An 18,652-nucleotide genomic window follows, 5' to 3' on the forward strand; every position below is an offset into this window, starting at 1 on the left:
ATGGATTTACGATCGAGTTACCAAGAAACGACGAAACGTTTAGATGGACATGGTAGTCGGACGGTCGGCGTGTTACAAGAAGCGCTCCGAACTGTCTCGGCTGATCAACCAAGTGATATTTATGGCAACGGCGAATTAATCAAGACGTTCGAGCGCAAGATGATAGACTTACTCGGGCACGACGATGCGGTCTTTTTTCCGAGTGGCACGATGGCGCAACAGATTGCGCTACGTATCTGGTCGGATGAACAGAACATTCGTAAGGTCGCTTATCACCCGCTCTGTCACCTTGAGATTCATGAACAGGACGGCTTAAAGAAATTGCACGAGATCGAACCGATACTAGTCGGAGAAGCCGATCGATTAATGACGATAGACGACGTCAAAGCTTTACCGGACGTTAGTTGTTTGTTACTCGAACTACCACAACGCGAACTCGGCGGATTGCTTCCGTCGCGTGAAGAACTCGAAGTGATCTGTGCGTATGCTCGTGATCGAGGAATCCGTCTTCACTTGGACGGTGCCCGTTTACTTGAGGTCTTACCGTATTATGAGGCAGAAGCAAAGGACATCGCGCAACTGTTTGACAGTGTCTACATCTCTTTTTATAAGGGACTCGGCGGCGTCGCAGGAGCAATCTTAGCTGGACCAGAACCGTTTTGCCAAGAGGCACGGATCTGGAAACGTCGCTACGGCGGTGACTTGATTAGTCTATATCCGTATATTCTGTCTGCCGATCATAATTATGAACAACGAAAAGACCACATGGCAGAGTACCATGCAGCCGCAAAGGAGCTTGCGAGCCGATTGAATGCGATCTCAGGCATCTCAACTCGTCCCCTAGAGCCGGTCTCGAACATGTTTCATCTCTACTTCGAGGCAGAAAAAGCAGTCGTCGAGGAAAAATTGATTGAAATCCAGTCGCACGGAAAAGTTGGTATCGCTGGCTATCTCGTTGAGAAAGATAGTGGCTGCGCGACGGAAGTCAACATCGGCGATAGTTTTCTTACGTTGACGCCTGACGAACGTGAAACGGTCTACCGTCATTTGACGGAGGCGTTCTCAGAGGATTGAACAACATCAGGAGCGGGAATTGTAGGATGGAGGCGACGATAAGTGTCGACTTTTTCTGCAATCATTCGCTCCGTTTCCTGTAATGCTGCTAGTTGTGCTAAGACGTTCGCATGGTGGGCTTCAAGCAATGCGAGCCGTTCTTGCGTCGTATCCTGCTCGCCGTGAGCAAGGAACAGCGTCACGTAAGAACGGATTTGCTCGATCGGCATATGCGTTTCGCGCAAGCGAAGGACGAACCGAAGCCACGTCACATCTTGGTCGTCGTATCGACGTTGACCGTTCTGGCGCTTCGGAAACAGTAGCCCTTCTTTCTCGTAATAGCGAATCGTATGGGCACTCGTATCGGTCAATCGACTGATTTCAGAAATCGTATACATACATCTCACCTTTCTGCTTGACTTAGAGTTCACTCTAAGGATTAGACTCTCACTATACCAAATCAAAAAGGGGATATGCTACATGAAGTACACGGTCATTACAGGAGCAAGTTCAGGAATTGGATATGAGACGGCAAAACTACTCGCAGGAAAAGGAAAATCACTCGTTCTCGTCGCGCGACGGACGTCTGAGCTCGAAAAACTTCGGGATGAAGTCAAACAAATCTCACCAGATAGTGATGTCATCCTCAAGTCGGTCGATCTCGCAAATAACCAAAATGTCCATGATTTATATGAGGGACTAAAGGAACTCGACATCGAAACGTGGATCAACAATGCTGGATTCGGCGATTTTGATCTCGTCCAGGACATTGAGCTCGGGAAAATCGAGAAAATGCTTCGCTTGAACATCGAGGCGCTGACGATTCTATCGAGTCTGTTCGTCCGCGATCATCATGACGTTGAAGGAACGACGCTCGTCAATATCTCGTCAGCAGGTGGCTACCGGATCGTTCCGAACGCGGTCACGTATTGTGCGACGAAGTTCTATGTCAGTGCCTATACGGAAGGGCTAGCGCAAGAACTGCAAAAAGGTGGGGCAAAACTCCGGGCGAAAGTACTGGCACCAGCTGCGACTGAGACAGAGTTTGCGGATCGTTCGCGCGGCGAAGCAGGATTCGACTACAGCAAGAACGTCAAAAAGTACCATACGGCGGCTGAGATGGCAGGCTTCCTGCATCAGTTGATCGAAAGTGACGCGATCGTCGGCATCGTTGACGGTGAGACGTATGAGTTCGAATTGCGTGGTCCGTTGTTCAACTACGCAGGATAAAATAGAACAAGGTCCCTTTTTCGAATGAGAAAGGGACCTTGCTTATGTAATCATGATCGATACGAATTTCAAGAATGAATCAAAAAAGGACATCCATCATTTATTTTTTAAAGAGTTTTTTTGCTAATTTCCATACGACATAGACGACTGCGCCAATGATCAGAAGATTCATCAAGGCACTAAAAATCATGAATTGTCCCACGAGTTAACCACCTTTACATACTTTTTTTGGAGCTATAAGCATCCTATTTACTTTTTCGTTTGAAGAACCTCAAACTGATAAAAAATAACGCCATCAGCACGATAGCGATGTTCACGGCTAACGTTAATCGCTCATTTTCAATCACTCGACCATTCAAGAGATTCAAGATGATAACAAGCAACATCAATGACAATAAAAAGTATTTTATGGATTTTTTTATCATGAATGACTTCCTTTTTTTGTGTTATTGTATTAGTTTAAACATATCTAGTTTTTAAAACAAGGGGAATCAAGTTGGACGGAACTTATCAGAGTATTGAAAGTAACGTCAGACGACCATTGGAAAAGAGGTGATCGAATGAAAAACATGATGTTCTTAGGACTCGTCGTTCTTCTGCTCACGACGCTCTTTTCACTGCATTACGGGCTACAGCTCATTAGTGATACGACGCTGAAAATATCTTTGTTGGCTTCACTGATCGTAGTATTGATTGCGCGGAAAAAATGGGAGATTACGTTTTCTACTCCGGAATGATCTAGAGAACGGATGAAGAATTGGGAGAGAGAGAATGAGCGTCAGTGAATTTTTTGACTGGAAAATCAACTTAGATGATGAACTGTATGCTGTCATTGATGAGAAGGCGAGAAAAATGGTAGTGATGGGGGACTTCATCGAACTGACTGCGGTCTTGTGGTTGGATCGAAATGATGTCCTTCAGTTAAAGCCGACATGGGATTGTGTCATATCCATCGATGATGCTACAAAACAAATTACGATTCGCTCGGCAGAATCACTGAACATGAAAGAAGAATGTTAAGAGGTACATAAATCGAGTCCATTCGTGCGATCGCTGAATGGGCTCGATTGTTATTTAAAGTACGATGTCTACTTTAATTCATGTTGAACGGAGCCAGTCACTTCAACATGATGCTGGTCGTATACAGTCGTCAGTACATGATCTTCGACGATTTCATAGTTGTATGTATAGTCTGGTTCATTCGTGTATTTGATTTCCAGCACGTATCTTCCGGTCTTCGACTCAAAGACCGTTTCCTTTTTTGAAATATCTTGGTCGTATCCTGATTCAACTAACATTCGTTCAATCTTGATTTCGGTCATCGTTTTAGAAACGAAGAGGTAAGTCGGATAGGCAGCTATCAAGATGACGAGAACGATAAGTGTATAGATGAGTGGACGTACTTCTTTTTTCATACAATCACATCCGTTCCTATGAAATGAATAGAGAAGCTAGGTATTCTATATTGAAGATGAGGAGAGATATGTGATGGGAAAAAACAAAGACGAGATACCGTACTATATGAGGAACGTTCCGTTCTTCTTCCTAACGGCACTCCTCGCACCCGTCGCGGTACTACTTGTACTGCTCAATTGGGATAAGCTCTCTACACAAATGAGAAATAACCATTTAACGTTTTCAATCCTAATGACCATGTTATATATCTCAAAAATACTGCCTGACGGCCTATTTAAAATCATATTCGCGGTTTTTACATGGACGTTGATTCTTTTAGTGACATACATCTACTTCGGTGGCGGTAGAAAAGGAGGGAAATCATGAGTAAGTATCATTTATCGAGCATTCGGTTAGTTCTCATTGTCGTCATCACATCGTCAATCTTGTATTTTGGCTTCGATTGGGAACTCGGGTATGGCATCATTTTTTTAATAGTAACAGTAGAGTATACCATATATCTCAACTTCAAATCAGCCCAAATCGAAAAGGCTGAAGCAGAGACGAAGAACGATTGATTTCATTTGAAGTCAATCGTTCTGTTTAAATATGACCCCACCGAACTAAATCGTCGAGATAATCACGATACGATTCCGATTATTATCTTTTTCACCGACGCACTGGAATTCACCTGCTTTTACACAAATAGACCGTTGGACGAGTGACGAGTCCAATGGTCTATTTGTGTTATTTGTCGTCCTGTAGAACACATTTCATCGCCTTAGATCATTTTATATCCCATTCGTCTCGCCTCGATGAAAGCAGCAGCAAGAAAGGCGAAGACCCCCCAAAGGATCCATGCTGCCCCACGTCCGACGAGCAAGGGATCCGTTCCATACAGCGATGTGCCCCACGTTAGAACGATTCCGTCTAAAAACGTCGCCATTAACAGTCCGAGACTGACACCCGGCACCATCTGTTCAGCATTTAAACGAGCGACTTTTTTTATGATGATGACGGAAATCCACGAGACTGGTAAACCGATCAGGAAGGCAATCACGTTTCCAACGTTTTCGAACATACCGATTCCAGATCCAAATCTGACTGACAGGGCACCGACGAACCAGAACGCTACACCGAGTACGACCAAGATGATAACTTGTCCTTTCGAAAATAGAGGGGGCTTATCATGTGTCATTTATATTTCCTCCTTAAAGGTGTAGTATTTACTACATAAATAAATGTAGCATCTACTACGCTTTTTGACAATGCCATGGTGTAACGTTTGTAACTGTCACAAAATTTTTATAGAAGTGATTTCGTTTTCGCGAAAATCAACTTGGATAATCGCCATTTCAGCTATAAAAAAGGTCAATCGATGACGATAGATAGGTACAGATTGTTCTTGTATAAAACTGTCATAGAACATGAATGATACATAGAAGGAGTTAATGACACTATGAATGAAACCTTACCGAGACTATTACGCTCTCCAGCAATTTTGTCGAGCCTTGAAGCAAACGTCGCGATGATCTATTTTGATCGCCAACGACGCGTCGTCGACGTCAATGACTTGTTTGCGAAAACGATGAAATATAAACGAGACGAGATGATTGGCTTACAGCACCATACGTTTTGCACACCAGAATTCGCGAACAGCCGTGAGTATCAGGACTTTTGGACACGTCTGTTTTCGGGCTTCAGTACAGCGGATAAAATCAAACGAGTCGATGCCCGGGGCGACATCTTGTGGCTTGAAGCAACCTACATGCCGATTTTTGAAGGAGAAGAGGTCGTCGGTGTCGTCAAGATTGCGAGTAACATTACGGACCGGATTGACCGCGTGCAAGGATATGCGAAAAGCTTCCAGACGCTTGCTGAAGGACTGAATCTGCAATCGGTTCAAGGATCGAAAGAGGGCACCCAGCTTCAAGAGACGATGACTACGATCTCGAGTGAAACGGCAGAAAACCAACAGACGTTCGAAACACTGTATGACCAAGCCATCGAGATCACGAAGATTGCTGATACGATCAAGGAGATTGCGGCCCGGACGAACCTGTTGTCTCTGAATGCGGCAATCGAAGCGGCACGGGCTGGGGAGCACGGTAAAGGCTTTACCGTCGTTGCCAGTGAAGTCAAAAACTTATCGGATTTAGTCGGCAGTGCAGTTGTCGAAGTACGCACGAATACGGAAACGATGAACCGTCAAATCATGGCGATGATGAAAAAGATTGAAGCGTCCCATCTCGAAGTCGCGTCGAGCCTTGCTACGGTAAAAGAAACGATGCAACGCTTTACCGCAATCGAAGAGGTCGCACGACAACTCGAGCAGCAAACAGAGGATTTCAGGTCGTTTATTTGAAAAGGATATGGAAGAAGCGATGGCAGTGGGTCATCGTTTTTTTGGTTTAGTCAGATGAGTCGTTTTGGAAGAGTAAAGGCGTGGGATATAACAGATGAGCCCGTTGACCACAGAACGGAGGCACGTTATAATTCAAATATACGTTTGAATGTAAGGTAAAAGGAGGCAACGTCATGGCACATGATCATCATCACCACCATCATCATACCGACAATAAAAAGGTACTGGGCCTGTCGTTCCTGATCATCACCGCGTTCATGGTCGTCGAGGTCATCGGCGGGATTTGGACGAACAGTCTCGCGTTGTTATCTGACGCTGGGCACATGTTAAGTGATTCGATTTCACTTGCGATTGCTTTGTTAGCCTTCCAGTTTTCGAGTCAAGCACCGGATGCGAATAAGACATTCGGTTCAAAACGCTTTGAAATCTTAGCCGCCATCATAAATGGTGTGACGCTGATCGTCATCGCCCTCTATATTTTCATTGAAGCCATCCAACGCTTCATCGATCCACCCGCTGTCGCAACGACCGGGATGCTGATCATCAGTGTCCTCGGGTTGCTCGTCAACATTCTCGTTGCCTGGATCATGACGCGCGGCGGAGGGCATGAGCACAACCTCAACATGCGTGGTGCCTATCTGCACGTCTTAAGTGACATGCTCGGATCCGTTGGTGCGATTGCAGCTGCTCTTCTGATCATGTTCTTCGGTTGGGGATGGGCGGATCCCTTGGCGAGTGTCATCGTGGCGATCCTCGTCTTACGGAGTGGCTATTACGTGACGAAGGCATCCGTTCACGTCTTGATGGAAGGAACGCCGAGCGACGTTGATATCGATGAGGTCGTTTCGACGATTCAGACGAACGAAGCTGTCCTCGGACTACATGATCTACACATCTGGTCGATCACGAGTGGGTATAACGCGTTGTCGTGTCACGTCGTCGTCAAGGAGGACATGACTGTCCGGGAATCGGAGTCGATTCGCGAACAGATTGATCACGATTTGAAACACGTCGGGATTAATCACGCGACGATCCAGGTCGAGACGGATCAGCACGCACATGGCAATACGTTGTATTGTGACGGCAAACACGAATCGCATACGCATTAAAAAAACGAGCACGCGTCCAAGTCGGACGGGTGCTCGTTTGCTTATGCTCAAATGATCGGCACCGTTGGTAGAAACAGCGTCGCGAACAGACTGATACTCAAGAACATCGAGTATCCGAAAAAGGTCGTTTTGGCATTTCCAGCAGCTCGGTTACCTAAGTACATGAATAAGACGATGGATAAGAACGTCAAACCCGTCAATACGGACGAGTGGTGTTGATCCGGCGAAGGAGCAAGCGACTGGACAAGATGCGCGAGACCAAGCGGCAGGACGATTAAGAGAAAGTAGTAGCCTAGACGTGCCTCGGATGGGACGTCGACCTGTTCCTGTTCGGTTTCATAGTCATAACGCGTTTGCGTTTTCATGGATCTTCACCTCCCTATGCGTTTTAGTATAGCGAATGAACATGTCGGCTCTGTTACAGACGGGTAAGAATGCCTTAACAGACGATGACGATGTGATGACGAAAAAAGAATGGGCAGCAATTGAGAAAAATTGTAAGATAGACAAGAAGTCGTTTTAGGAAAGGAATAAAGCATCATGTCACGTGCGTTTCGTTTTATGTATGTCTCGGATTTGTTATCGACCGTCGGGACGAGTTTCGTCTATATCGCGATCTACTGGGTGAGTGCGGAAGAGATCAGTGCTTCTGGCGTTGCCCTGATTGCGACTGGTGTCTTTTTAATTCGTTTTCTCGTCTCAACGTTCGTCGGACCATGGATCGACCGATTCGTCAGTGCATCGTTGTATCAAACATCAGTACTCATTCGCTTGCTTGCGCTTGGGATCGCGTTAGCGGGAATCGGCCTGACAAACGTCGTCCTACCGTGGTTACTCGGCTTACTCGTCGTTCAAACGATCTTACAAATCATTGGTGGCAATGCCGTCTTCACATGGGTCGTTGATTTAGTCGAAGATGACCAATTGCCGCAAGCAAATGCCTATCTCGCAACGATTGAACGAATCGGTACGTTGAGCGGATTTTTACTCGGTGGGATGATGGTCGCCCATTTCTCGATCGCGAGTATCTTATGGCTTGACCTTGGATTGCATCTCGTCGCCTGGTTACTCGTTCGACATATGTCAGGGCAAGTCGCAGAAGGGGCGCGTCAAGGATCGTATCGCGAAGCGTTGCTCGAAGGGATTCATCACGTCGTCCGTGACGGTCGCCTTAAATGGATCCTTGGTTGTGCGATTCTCGCAAACTGGATGATCACACCGATGAATACCTTACTTGCGCCATATGCCAAGAATGTCTTATCGGGAAATGCTCAGACGTTTTCTGCACTCGAACTGGCGACGGTGATCGGGGGAATCGCGATGTCGCTCCTTTACGGGAAATGGATCGCCTCCGTACGACAGGATAAGCTGTTTCGTTTTGCCGTCGTCTTGCAAGGTCTTGCGATTGCGATCGTCGCCTATGTCTCATTCGTTCCAGTGGCAGTTGGTGGGTTCGTCTTACTCGGAATGGCACTGACGTTGTTCGGGATTCCATTTGCGACCTTATTACAGCGCTCGACGCCTGCGCATTTGCTCGGCCGGGTCCGGACGGCGATGGTCGCTGCATCAACGGCGTGTTCTGCGCTCTGTTACGGTTTGTCGTCGTACTTGACGTCGTTCTTTAGCATCTCATTCGTTTTCCTGTTCTTTGCCTTAAGTGGTCTTATCATGACCAGTATCTGGTTGCTCTTTAATCGTACCGTTTCCTTTGCTGAAGAACGACAGGACAAGGTCGGATGAAATATCCGCCTTGAGGTGGAGGTAAGCGGTTTCGCACTCTTATACACTAGAGATAGAAATGAACGATGAGGAGTGGAGTCGATGGAGAGTTTATGGATTACAGCGTTATTGTTTTTGATTCCGATCAGTGGGATGACGGTCTTCTTGAATGTACTGTGGCGACGAATGGAGACGGAAGGCGTTTCGGAGTAATCATGAACTAAATAGTGCGTCTGCTTACCGATGTTAGTTCGGACAGCGGACGTTTTTTTCATTTGAGGCACAGATGGTCGTAGGAGAATCACCTCAGACTCGTTAAATCAACACTTCCCGTGTAAACTGATGTAGTAAGTAGTTTTATGATGTTTCGATTAAACATAAGGGGGATGAATCACCATGAAAGCGATCATTACAGGTATGAACGGAACGGTAGCGCCTGTCGTTGCGGATGTCTTAGCAAAGCACGACATCGAGACAGTCGCCTGGGACCGAACGAAAGTCTCGACGACTGACGAATCCGCGATGCGCACGTTTTTAGAAACGGAACGACCAGATTATTTTTTACATATCGGGATGGGGTCTGTTAGTTGGACGGAAGCGCTCGTCCGCTTGTGCCAGGAATACGAGATTCCGTTCTTTTTCACGAGTACGGTGTCTGTTTTCTCGGACGACGTGCCGGCACCGATTGACAAGGACGCAGTACCGGATGCGACCGACGAATACGGTGCCTATAAGATTGCCTGCGAACAAGCGATTCAAGCACTCGATCCACAAGCAAAAATCGTTCGGATCGGCTGGCAGATCGGGACGGAAGCTGGTTCGAACAACATGGTTGATTTCTTCACGAACGAGATGAAACAGCACGGCGTCATTCGGGCGAGTCGCGAATGGTATCCGTCAAGTTCGCTACTTGAGGACACGGCGGAAGCGCTCGTTACGATTTTACTTGAACACGAAGCAGGTCTCTATCAGTTGAATGGTAACGATCGCTATTCGATGTACGACTTAGCGCGTGCCTTGAATACGCTTCACGCAAAAAACTGGACGATCGAACCGGTCGATGAACCACGCCGCGATAACCGAATGGCGACGGACGTCGTTTTGGTCCGCCTGTTGTCAGAACGATTGCCCCTCTAATCAAACATCCCGCTCTCCTTGACACGTGTCAAAGAAAGCGGGATGTTTTTTTACTGCGTTACCGGTGTTTCTGCCGCAAAGGCAAGTGCAGGTCCGAAAATTTCGTAATGCAGTTTGTCTGGTGACGCCGTGAAGTGTTCGATCACATATTGAATCATTGCTTCCGGGCCACAGACGTATGTCGGATCTGTGATGCTTGCGATGACGTCTTTCGGCAGGCGACCTGCTTGATCTATCGCCTGATGCTCCGCGTAACGAATGACTCGCGCGCCGCGCTGTTCAAGCATAACGAGTTGTTCGTTAAATGGACGATTGCGTTCGTCTTGGACGGCGTGATGTAACGTTACCTGTCGACCAGCAGCTAACGCTTCGTCTGCCATCGCAAGCATCGGTGTAATCCCGATACCACCGGCAATCAGCACGACGGGTTCGCCTGATGCATCAAGAGTGAAAGCACCCGCTGGCGCACTAATTAACACCGTGTCACCGACTTGCGCTTCATGTAAATAGTCCGAGACGATGCCTTCTCGTTTGACACCAATCGTATATGTCTCCGTGTTCGATGCCGTCGTCAGACTGTATTGACGATTGTGCCATAAGCCATCTTTGTCTTGAATCCGCACCGTAATGTATTGTCCGGCTTGGTAAATGGGGAGTGGACCGTCCGTGCGGAAGGTCAAGGCGCGAATCCCATCCGCTTGCTCCTCGACATCCGAAATCTCGACTGTCTGATATCCGGAAAAACCTTTTGCTTGTTCGTCCTGTGCGTAAAGTTCGGCTTCAAGCGTGATGAACAGATTGGCAATCTCCCCATATGCTTCTCCCCACGCGCGCAAGATGTCTGGCGTTGCGGCTTCTCCTAAGACATCTTGCATCGCCCCGAGTAATTCGTGTCCGACGATGGGATACATCTCCGGTTTGATTTGTAGACTACGGTGTTTATGGAGCACCGGTAATAAGACCGGCTTTAACGTCTCGAGTCGATCGATGTGAGCAGCAGCGGCATACACGGCGGTCGCGAGTGCTTGCGATTGGCGGTCGCTCCGCTGATTCGATTGATTGAAGACGTGCTTCAGTTCCGGATGAGCCTGAAACAAGCGCTGATAAAAGACTTTCGTGATCGCGGCACCGTGCGACGCAAGGACGGGAACAGTCGATTGAACGATTTGAATGGTAGAGGTTGATAACATAAGACCACTTCCTTTTCACTAAGTAATGAAGACAGTCTTAGTATTTCGCAGCCCCACCTTTAATACAACATTTAAAATACTAGATTAAAGAATACCGTGCGTTTTGTCACAAGCAGGTCAAGATTTCGTCAACGATTCGTCACGATTGGTTGGAAATCCAGAGCTTCGAGAAATCAAAGTAACCGAACGAGTCAATCGTGATGTTTTGCAGCTCGATCGGATACGGAATCAGTCGTGTATCGTGATAGAACGGGATGAAATACGATTCGTCGATCAAGTAACGCTCGATCGTTTGATGAATCGGGAGCCAGTCTTCGAACGGTGTCGCGTCATATTGTTCGATCGATTTCAACATCTCTGGCATCTGCTGAAACAGTCGGATCGGTGGTGAGAACGTGTTCGTCATGAACTGATAAAAGGCGTACTGGATATTTCGCTCAAACACTTCGGCATGGATGGCGAGATCAATCGTATCGTAGACATGAAAATCCGTGATGCTCTCTTCAAATCCGACCTCGACGAACTCATACGGAATCCCGTCTTGATCAAATCGCTGACAGAGCCAGCGTGTCACCTTGTCCGTAAAATCAGTTAGCTTGATTCGGATCGGTTGCGTGAACAAAACGGCAGGACCATCCGGGACAGTATACGGTTGACTATAGGACTCAAGAAAACCACAGTCGTTCGGTTGTGCCCGTTCATGGAAGTCATGAATGCCATTACGGACTTCCGCGACGAGCCGATGGACATAATGTCGCGCAGCTTTGGATTCAAACGGACCACCGGCGCGTGGATGGAGCAAAACGAGACCAAACCCGGATTGTGTCGCGATCGTATCAATCGGACTGGAGTCAGATGCCGATGTCCGGTAGACCGGGTCATATTGCTCCGGCATCTGGATGAACTCAATCCGGTCGAGCAGGGCACGGATACCAAAGTAATTCGGGAACGCCGTCAGAACGGTTTTCTTGTCGTCATGTTGCGTCAGTTGGAACGGTCCCGTTCCAATGCCGTCCTTGATGATGCTCGTGTGAATCGAGGCAAGCTGCGGAAAAATCGAACTCCGGCGCTGATCGAGTGTGAGATCGACCCGGTACGGACCGTTCGAGACGATCTGCTTTACGTGCCGGTAAGAATAGGCGTAAGCCGGATAGGCAATCAAGGCACGCAGGCTCTTCGTCACTTCCTTACTCGTCAGGAGCGAGCCGTCATGAAATCGGACGTCCTTCCGTAAGAAGAGACTGAGCGTCGCCCCGTTCCAGACATAGTGATGCGCCAGTTCACCTTGAATGTTGCCGTCGACGTCGATCGTAAACAGCCGGTTGAAGACGTTCTGGACGAGGTGGGCACTATGGATATCGGCTGCTTCTAACGGGTGTGTCGTCAGGAAATTTCGTTTTCGCGGAATCAATAACGCGTCAGCCGTCGTCTGTGTATAGCCGAATTTTCGTTCCAGTTGCCGCATGAAGCGTCCTGCTTGCGCCGGCGACCAGTCCCACGTCAATTCCTCCGTCACCGATTCGATCGAGTCACGGTCAATCCGCTCGAGCATCTGTTTCGCATACTCCCGTTCGACATGGCGCAACCAGACGAGTTCACTTAAGTTGCCTCGTCCGCGACCGCTCGTGTAACCAATCCAGCCGTCTTCCTGCCATTTATTGAGATATCGTTTCGTTTGTTTAGGACTGAGATGGATGGCGTCGGCAAGCGTCGCAATCGAGTAGTGTCCATTTCGGCAAGTCTTCCATAACATAAAAAGATAAGCATCCATCGTCCTTTTCCTCCTTAAAAGGGGACATCTTTTTTGAACGACGTCCATTTTTCCTGCGTCTTGTCTTGTTTATGATACAGGTAGAGAATGGAAGGTGACAATATGAAATGGAAAGAAATACCGAAACCAATTAAAGTACGTCTCATCACATCGTTTTTCAACCGGGCTGTTTCGTTCTCGATCATGCCGTTCATGGCCCTCTTGTTCGTCCAGGCATTCAACGAAGTCATCGCCGGTGCATTTTTGATCGCGATGGTCTTCGTCAGCTTCATCACGAATCTACTCGGCGGATATCTTGCCGACCGCTTTTCCCGTAAACGTCTGCTTGTCACGACTTCTGCGCTCACGGCGCTGACATTCATCACGATGACGATCTCGTTGACATTCGATTGGATGCTGTTGTTCATGGTCATTTACGCTGTCTTCTCGGTGACAAGTAATCTTGGTCGACCGGCAATGAGCGCAATTATCATCGATGCAACGACGAAGGAAAACCGCCAAGCGGTTTATGCGCTTGACTACTGGCTGATCAATCTCTCGATCGCCATCGGTACGGCGCTCGGGGGCTGGCTCTACGTCAGTAATCAACTGCTGTTGTTCGGGATCTTAAGCTTCACGTCGTCCGTTTTACCGATTGCGTACTACCTGTTTCTTGACGACACGCCACGGACGTGGCAGCGCCAAAAACTACGTGGTGTCCTCACGGATATCTTCACGAGCTATCAACTCGCTTGGCGGGACCGTCCGTTCGTCAAGGTCGTTTTCGGTTCGATGTGTATCTTAGCGGCTGAGTTTTCGATGGGCAGTTACGTCGCCGTCCGACTCGCCGATTCGTTCGAACCGCTATCATTTGCCGGGTGGTCGATCAACGGGGTCCGGATGATGAGTGTCATCAACATCGAAAATACGTTGCTCGTCGTCACGTTGACGTTCATCGTCCAGCGACTAGCGAAGCGTTTGTCTCCGCGCCGGACGCTCGCTGCGGGTCTCATGCTGTACACGATCGGTTACGTTGTCGTGACGAGTGCCAATAGCATGACGGCACTGATGGTCTTCATCTTCATCGCAACGATTGGCGAGTTGCTCTACTCCCCGGTCTTGAACACTCAAAAAGCAAACATGATGCCAGCCGATCAACGCGGAGCGTACTCAGCGTTCGCGGGAACGTCGTTTGCTGGAGCGGACTTACTTTCTCGATCGACGATTCTCGTCGGGACCTTCTTGATCCCGTCGATGATGAGTGTATATCTCGGATTGATCCTCTTAACGGGCTTTGGATTAGTCTATACGAGTCTGTTCGTGAAGGAATCTGTCGAACGAGAGCGAAACGTATCTTAATAAGGGGGAATACAGATGAACTTACCAGATACTATCGAAACGCCACGGCACCTGTTACGCCGCTGGCAAGAAGACGATGCAGAAGCATTGTATGCTTACGCCAAGGATCCAACTGTTGGACCAAAAGCAGGCTGGGCGCCGCACGCGTCACTTGACGAAAGCCAGGAAGTGATTGGCATTTTCCAAGCGTCACCTGGTGAATATGCCGTGACCGATAAGGAAACGGGGGCAGTCATCGGGAGCTTCGGATTTCACTTCAATCGTCGGCCGGACGATTCGATCACCCATGACCGTCAAGTCGAGATCGGCTATGTCCTCGCACCTGATTACTGGGGAGAAGGGCGGATGCCGGAAATCGTTGAAGCAATACTTGATTTCATCTTCCGGGAACTACCGATCGATATCGTCTGGTGTGGTCACTTTGATTTTAATGACCAATCACGCCGTGTCGTTGAGAAACTCGGGTTTACGCCTATTCTTGACCGACCATTCGTCTTAGAACGAATCGACGGACGGACCGTGACGAGCCATGTCTACAACTGGACGCGTGAGCGGTATGAAGCAAAGAACGGGATGAAGAATACGTAATACATCAAAAACGACCTCAGCGCTGAGGTCGTTTTTTGGTATCAGAATTAAATAGATTCTTTAGAGTTTTGTATTTTTTGACTAATCTTGCTTAGATGTTCGGAGAAAGATAACTGCAATCGTAATCGAGGTCAAAACATAACTCACGAGGACGGCGGTAATCTCTGACAAATTAAATACAAACAAAAGCAGCAGTTGAGGCACGAAAAAGACGGACACTGCAATCGGTAAAATCCATGTCTTCGTCTTCCATGCCGTGACGAGAATCCAGGCAATTAGAAGGGCGCCAATTAACCAACCGACACTCGGAGATAACGTGATTTTGGGCGAATCAATGAGTCCGTTGACGATCAATAGTCCAATGATCAGGAGAATATGAACACTTCCATGAATCCCGTAACGCATGATGCGAGGGCGAGCGCCATCACGTAATGCGTCTTGACGGAATAAAAACGCCAGGGTCGTCAAATAAACAGCGCTAATCAGCAGGAAGCCACCAACTAGCAAGATACTGAATGTCGTTGTTCCATTCAGCAGATTTTGGAGATAGAGAAAACTCGATGCACCGAGAAAGACTTGCATGACGATCCAAAATGCTTCTATCGGATCGAACGCCATCTCTTTAGAAATCGACTGGATGTAGTCAGCCGGACTGTCACCTGTGATCGCGCGAACCGATTTGCCATCCGCTTCCGCTTCAATCAGATGGTCTTCGAGTTCAAGGACGATCTCGTTCGTCGCTTGTTCATTTTTTCCCGAAGCAAGCAGGTAGACCTTCAAGTCTTCCAAAAATCGGGTTGATTCCGTTGATAGGGTCATCTCAATCATCCTCCTTTAAAATGCTTTCAACACTTGTCGAAAGGTGTTGCCATCTTTCCTTGAAGGCGGTGAGTTCTTCTGCACCGCTCGTCGTGATCGAATAATACTTCCGTTTTGGACCGGACGGAGAGACGCGTGAAGTCGCTTCGATCCAGCCCAGTTTTTGCATCCGGATCAACAACGGATAGATCGTTCCTTCGCTGATGTCAGCGAAACCGTATGCTTTGAGTTTCGTCGCCAGTTCGTAACCATAAATCTCTTCTTCCGCGATCAGTGCAAGTAAACAACCGTCGAGAATCCCCTTTAACATTTGCGTCGATGACATCCGCATCATCCTTTCGCTACTTGGTATTACAAGGTAATGATATACCAAGCTATTTTGTATTGCAAGGTAGCTGGAGGAAAAAGATTTATTTCCCTGAAAAAAAGGTAAATAAATCATAAAGTAGATACGTCGCTTGTTTAGAAAAGGGAGGTATTGATCGTGGATAAGCGGAATACTGTCGTCTCGGCAACCGTCGTCTTCATCATCATGGGTATCGTCATGGCTGTCTCTGCGTTTGGTTTCGGCATTCGTTATGGTGAACCGGAGTTGTTACGTATCGCGATCTTCGGTGAAGTCGTTACAGCGATTTTTCTCGTCTGGTACATTCGTCGTCATGCCACGTTTGCTGCCGTCGGGTTTTCGAAATTGCAGTCGCGGGGTCTAATCTGGTACATTCCGTTACTGCTGATCGTTCTCGTTCAAGTCGGATTGATCGTCAATGCGTTGTTCACGTCCTCGATATCATCATCGGCACTTCAACTTGTCGGAATCGTCTTCCTGACGACCTTATTCGTCGGTTTCAATGAGGAAGTCTTGTTTCGCGGCATCATCTTACGCTATCTCAAACCGAACGAACATCCGTATCGTGCCGTCCTCATCAGTGCGCTTCTGTTCTCATCTTTCCACTTGCTTAATTTGATCGCCTTGATTCCGCCGGCAGCGATGTTGTTCCAACTTGCGAACACATTCGTCTTTGGTGTGTTCTTAGCGATCATCGCACTGAAGCTGAATAACCTCTGGCCATTAATCATTTTCCATGCGCTGTGGGATTTCGCGAGCATCGCAGCGGATGTCGTGAACGTCAATTTAGGCATCACTCCTCTTTTGACACAAGCTTATCTACTCGTCGCGATTGTCATTCAATTGATCTTGTTGAAACGGCACGATCTCAGTCACCTGAATGGACCGATGAATCCACGTAACGTTTGAATAGCTGACTCTCCGTTGTTTGACGGGGAGTTTTTATTTTTGAATAAAGCTAGTATCAATGATTAATATGTAATATATTACTTGTATGAAACCTACAGATGATTTAGCCATTGCACGACTTCCTCTCAGTGAGGAAGTATATCGACGTTTACAGCATCACATCATCACTTTACGCCTCGCCCCAGGCGAGAAGGTGAACGATCAAGCGCTCGCGGAAATGTTCGGAGTCAGCCGAACACCGGTCCGCGAAGCCTTGAAACGACTCGAGGAGGAAGGATTGATTTTTGCGAAACGGGGCTCGCGGACGATCGTGACAGAGCTTGACGCTGAACAGGCACAGCAAACCTATCCGATTATCGCGACACTGCACGGGCTAGCAGCGCGTCTAGCGGGACCGCAATTGACGGAAGACGACTTGATGGAACTTCAAACGATTCACCAACAGTTCACGACGGCAATCGACCAACAGGAGACGGAGACAGCGCTGACGCTTGACGATGCCTTTCACGATGTTTTTGTGTTGCGCAGTCAGAACGCTCAGCTACGTGAAACGATTCGCCGATTGACGCCGCTGATCCGCCGGCTCGAATACGCCCAGTTCGATCGACTCGGTCGTCAATCGATTGCCGATCATGCGGCGATTTTGATTGCATGTCAACAACGGGATGTCGAGCAGCTCGTCCAGGCGACGGAACATAACTGGAACGGGCTTGGACGTTTACTCGTCTCGACACTAAAGGAGGAGCGCTGATGCGACCAATCATTTATGGGATCTTGGCGGCGATGTTCTTTGCCTTCACCTTCATCTTAAATCAATCGATGCAAGGAGCAGGGGGGCACTGGATCTACAGTGCGTCGCTTCGCTTCTTCTTGATGTTGCCGTTCTTCGTCGTCATCGTCTTGATGCGTCGGGGAATTGGTCGCGTCTTACAGGCACTGCGAGCCGACTTCGGTTTTTGGTTACTATACGGAACGATTGGTTTCGGACTGTTTTACGGTAGCATCTGTCTTGCTGCCGATCATGCGCCGGGCTGGCTGATTGCCGGAACGTGGCAATTGACGATCCTAGCCGGACCGCTGCTTGCTCCCTTGTTCAAGCAACGGATTCCGTGGTCGGCCCTTAAGTATTCCGTCTTGATCGTCCTTGGGGTCGTCGTCATGCAGTTATCCGTCGCAGGAAGTCTATCGCTACAGTCGCTGTTGTTCGGTGCCTTGCCGGTGCTCGTCGCTGCGATTGCCTATCCGCTTGGTAACCGGAAGATGATGGAACGGTATGGGGATGAGCTCGATGTATTCGAGCGGATCCTCGGAATGACGATCGCGAGTCTACCGTTTTGGATCGTGCTTTCCGTAATTGCTTACATACAAGTCGGCTTACCGAGTATCAGTCAAGTGACCCAGTCCGGCTTCGTCGCCTTATTCTCGGGCGTCATCGCGACATCGCTCTTCTTCTACGCGACGTCTCTCGTCCGGACGGAACCGGTCCGGTTAGCCGCGATCGAGGCGACCCAGTCGTTTGAGATCGTCTTTACCGTTCTCGGGGAGATTTTGTTTCTCCATGCGGCACTACCGACGGGACTCGCGACATTCGGGATCATCCTCGTCATGCTCGGGATGACGTTGCATAGCTTGAATCAGGCGGAGCGGACGGTCGTCCGTCCCGCTAAAAGAAAAATCAATTGA

22 protein-coding genes are annotated in these 18,652 nt (G+C 48.3%); 14 read left to right on the forward strand and 8 right to left on the reverse strand.

What is annotated here, in order from left to right; translation table 11 throughout:
- Nucleotides 1-1,074 carry a threonine aldolase family protein gene (locus tag KNQ08_RS04340; protein WP_214804860.1) on the forward strand — a complete coding sequence of 358 codons (1,074 nt, stop codon included), beginning with the start codon at nucleotides 1-3 and terminating at the stop codon, nucleotides 1,072-1,074.
- Here KNQ08_RS04340 and KNQ08_RS04345 read toward each other — a convergent pair.
- Complete coding sequence (locus KNQ08_RS04345; protein ID WP_214804862.1) at nucleotides 1,044-1,451, reverse strand: MerR family transcriptional regulator; 408 nt, start codon at nucleotides 1,449-1,451, stop codon at nucleotides 1,044-1,046. The genes KNQ08_RS04340 and KNQ08_RS04345 overlap by 31 nt on opposite strands.
- 82 nt (nucleotides 1,452-1,533) lie before the next feature.
- Here KNQ08_RS04345 and KNQ08_RS04350 point away from each other — a divergent pair, with 82 nt between their 5' ends.
- The 3 genes from KNQ08_RS04350 to KNQ08_RS04360 all read left to right on the forward strand — a co-directional run bounded on the left by KNQ08_RS04350 (nucleotide 1,534) and on the right by KNQ08_RS04360 (nucleotide 3,303).
- Nucleotides 1,534-2,283 (forward strand): SDR family NAD(P)-dependent oxidoreductase, encoded by a 750-nt coding sequence (locus KNQ08_RS04350; RefSeq protein WP_214804864.1) that lies wholly within the window; start codon nucleotides 1,534-1,536, stop codon nucleotides 2,281-2,283.
- 560 nt (nucleotides 2,284-2,843) lie between these two features.
- Nucleotides 2,844-3,020 (forward strand): hypothetical protein, encoded by a 177-nt coding sequence (locus KNQ08_RS04355; protein WP_214804866.1) that lies wholly within the window; start codon nucleotides 2,844-2,846, stop codon nucleotides 3,018-3,020.
- Between the two features lie 34 nt (nucleotides 3,021-3,054).
- Nucleotides 3,055-3,303 (forward strand): hypothetical protein, encoded by a 249-nt coding sequence (locus KNQ08_RS04360; protein ID WP_149427300.1) that lies wholly within the window; start codon nucleotides 3,055-3,057, stop codon nucleotides 3,301-3,303.
- A gap of 68 nt (nucleotides 3,304-3,371) precedes the next feature.
- Here KNQ08_RS04360 and KNQ08_RS04365 read toward each other — a convergent pair whose 3' ends face one another.
- Nucleotides 3,372-3,698: a DUF3139 domain-containing protein gene (locus tag KNQ08_RS04365; protein WP_149427301.1), complete on the reverse strand. Its 327-nt coding sequence runs from the start codon at nucleotides 3,696-3,698 to the stop codon at nucleotides 3,372-3,374.
- A 363-nt stretch (nucleotides 3,699-4,061) separates the two neighbouring features.
- Between KNQ08_RS04365 and KNQ08_RS04370 the strand changes: the two genes are divergently transcribed.
- Nucleotides 4,062-4,256, forward strand: coding sequence for a hypothetical protein (locus KNQ08_RS04370; protein ID WP_149427302.1), 195 nt, complete (start codon nucleotides 4,062-4,064; stop codon nucleotides 4,254-4,256).
- A gap of 203 nt (nucleotides 4,257-4,459) precedes the next feature.
- Here KNQ08_RS04370 and KNQ08_RS04375 read toward each other — a convergent pair whose 3' ends face one another.
- Nucleotides 4,460-4,876, reverse strand: coding sequence for a hypothetical protein (locus KNQ08_RS04375; protein ID WP_149427303.1), 417 nt, complete (start codon nucleotides 4,874-4,876; stop codon nucleotides 4,460-4,462).
- A 261-nt stretch (nucleotides 4,877-5,137) separates the two neighbouring features.
- Here KNQ08_RS04375 and KNQ08_RS16950 point away from each other — a divergent pair, with 261 nt between their 5' ends.
- The gene (locus KNQ08_RS16950; RefSeq protein ID WP_149427304.1) at nucleotides 5,138-6,043 is read left to right on the forward strand and encodes a methyl-accepting chemotaxis protein; all 906 of its coding nucleotides are present in this window, start codon (nucleotides 5,138-5,140) and stop codon (nucleotides 6,041-6,043) included.
- Between the two features lie 173 nt (nucleotides 6,044-6,216).
- The gene (locus KNQ08_RS04385) at nucleotides 6,217-7,152 is read left to right on the forward strand and encodes a cation diffusion facilitator family transporter (RefSeq protein WP_149427305.1); all 936 of its coding nucleotides are present in this window, start codon (nucleotides 6,217-6,219) and stop codon (nucleotides 7,150-7,152) included.
- 47 nt (nucleotides 7,153-7,199) lie between these two features.
- On the opposite strand, the gene KNQ08_RS04390 is transcribed toward KNQ08_RS04385, so the two are convergent.
- Nucleotides 7,200-7,517 carry a hypothetical protein gene (locus KNQ08_RS04390; protein ID WP_064300912.1) on the reverse strand — a complete coding sequence of 106 codons (318 nt, stop codon included), beginning with the start codon at nucleotides 7,515-7,517 and terminating at the stop codon, nucleotides 7,200-7,202.
- A gap of 175 nt (nucleotides 7,518-7,692) precedes the next feature.
- Between KNQ08_RS04390 and KNQ08_RS04395 the strand changes: the two genes are divergently transcribed.
- On the forward strand, nucleotides 7,693-8,892 hold the full coding sequence (locus KNQ08_RS04395) for an MFS transporter (RefSeq protein ID WP_149427306.1): 1,200 nt from the start codon (nucleotides 7,693-7,695) through the stop codon (nucleotides 8,890-8,892).
- Between the two features lie 375 nt (nucleotides 8,893-9,267).
- Complete coding sequence (locus tag KNQ08_RS04400) at nucleotides 9,268-10,008, forward strand: sugar nucleotide-binding protein (protein ID WP_149427307.1); 741 nt, start codon at nucleotides 9,268-9,270, stop codon at nucleotides 10,006-10,008.
- Nucleotides 10,009-10,058: 50 nt separating this feature from the next.
- On the opposite strand, the gene KNQ08_RS04405 is transcribed toward KNQ08_RS04400, so the two are convergent.
- Nucleotides 10,059-11,198 (reverse strand): globin domain-containing protein, encoded by a 1,140-nt coding sequence (locus KNQ08_RS04405; RefSeq protein ID WP_149427308.1) that lies wholly within the window; start codon nucleotides 11,196-11,198, stop codon nucleotides 10,059-10,061.
- Nucleotides 11,199-11,337: 139 nt separating this feature from the next.
- Complete coding sequence (locus tag KNQ08_RS04410) at nucleotides 11,338-12,969, reverse strand: ABC transporter substrate-binding protein (RefSeq protein ID WP_149427309.1); 1,632 nt, start codon at nucleotides 12,967-12,969, stop codon at nucleotides 11,338-11,340.
- Between the two features lie 102 nt (nucleotides 12,970-13,071).
- Here KNQ08_RS04410 and KNQ08_RS04415 point away from each other — a divergent pair, with 102 nt between their 5' ends.
- Both KNQ08_RS04415 and KNQ08_RS04420 read left to right on the forward strand, forming a co-directional pair.
- Nucleotides 13,072-14,307: an MDR family MFS transporter gene (locus tag KNQ08_RS04415; protein ID WP_214723101.1), complete on the forward strand. Its 1,236-nt coding sequence runs from the start codon at nucleotides 13,072-13,074 to the stop codon at nucleotides 14,305-14,307.
- Nucleotides 14,308-14,322: 15 nt separating this feature from the next.
- Nucleotides 14,323-14,895, forward strand: coding sequence for a GNAT family N-acetyltransferase (locus KNQ08_RS04420; RefSeq protein ID WP_149427311.1), 573 nt, complete (start codon nucleotides 14,323-14,325; stop codon nucleotides 14,893-14,895).
- Nucleotides 14,896-14,976: 81 nt separating this feature from the next.
- Here the strand turns inward: KNQ08_RS04420 and KNQ08_RS04425 are convergent, their stop codons facing one another.
- Together KNQ08_RS04425 and KNQ08_RS04430 are read right to left on the reverse strand one after the other, a co-directional pair.
- Entirely contained in the window at nucleotides 14,977-15,714 is a 738-nt protein-coding gene (locus KNQ08_RS04425) for a hypothetical protein (RefSeq protein ID WP_149427312.1), read from the reverse strand.
- A 1-nt stretch (nucleotide 15,715) separates the two neighbouring features.
- On the reverse strand, nucleotides 15,716-16,039 hold the full coding sequence (locus KNQ08_RS04430; RefSeq protein ID WP_035397512.1) for a PadR family transcriptional regulator: 324 nt from the start codon (nucleotides 16,037-16,039) through the stop codon (nucleotides 15,716-15,718).
- A gap of 159 nt (nucleotides 16,040-16,198) precedes the next feature.
- Here KNQ08_RS04430 and KNQ08_RS04435 point away from each other — a divergent pair, with 159 nt between their 5' ends.
- The 3 genes from KNQ08_RS04435 to KNQ08_RS04445 all read left to right on the forward strand — a co-directional run bounded on the left by KNQ08_RS04435 (nucleotide 16,199) and on the right by KNQ08_RS04445 (nucleotide 18,652).
- Nucleotides 16,199-16,969 (forward strand): CPBP family intramembrane glutamic endopeptidase, encoded by a 771-nt coding sequence (locus KNQ08_RS04435; RefSeq protein WP_214804868.1) that lies wholly within the window; start codon nucleotides 16,199-16,201, stop codon nucleotides 16,967-16,969.
- 85 nt (nucleotides 16,970-17,054) lie between these two features.
- Complete coding sequence (locus KNQ08_RS04440) at nucleotides 17,055-17,720, forward strand: GntR family transcriptional regulator (protein ID WP_174316277.1); 666 nt, start codon at nucleotides 17,055-17,057, stop codon at nucleotides 17,718-17,720.
- Nucleotides 17,720-18,652: a DMT family transporter gene (locus KNQ08_RS04445; protein WP_214804870.1), complete on the forward strand. Its 933-nt coding sequence runs from the start codon at nucleotides 17,720-17,722 to the stop codon at nucleotides 18,650-18,652. The genes KNQ08_RS04440 and KNQ08_RS04445 overlap by 1 nt, the downstream gene beginning before the upstream one ends.

The sequence above is a fragment of the Exiguobacterium sp. s46 genome (assembly GCF_018618875.1).
Classification (GTDB): Bacteria; Bacillota; Bacilli; order Exiguobacteriales; family Exiguobacteriaceae; genus Exiguobacterium_A; species Exiguobacterium_A abrahamii.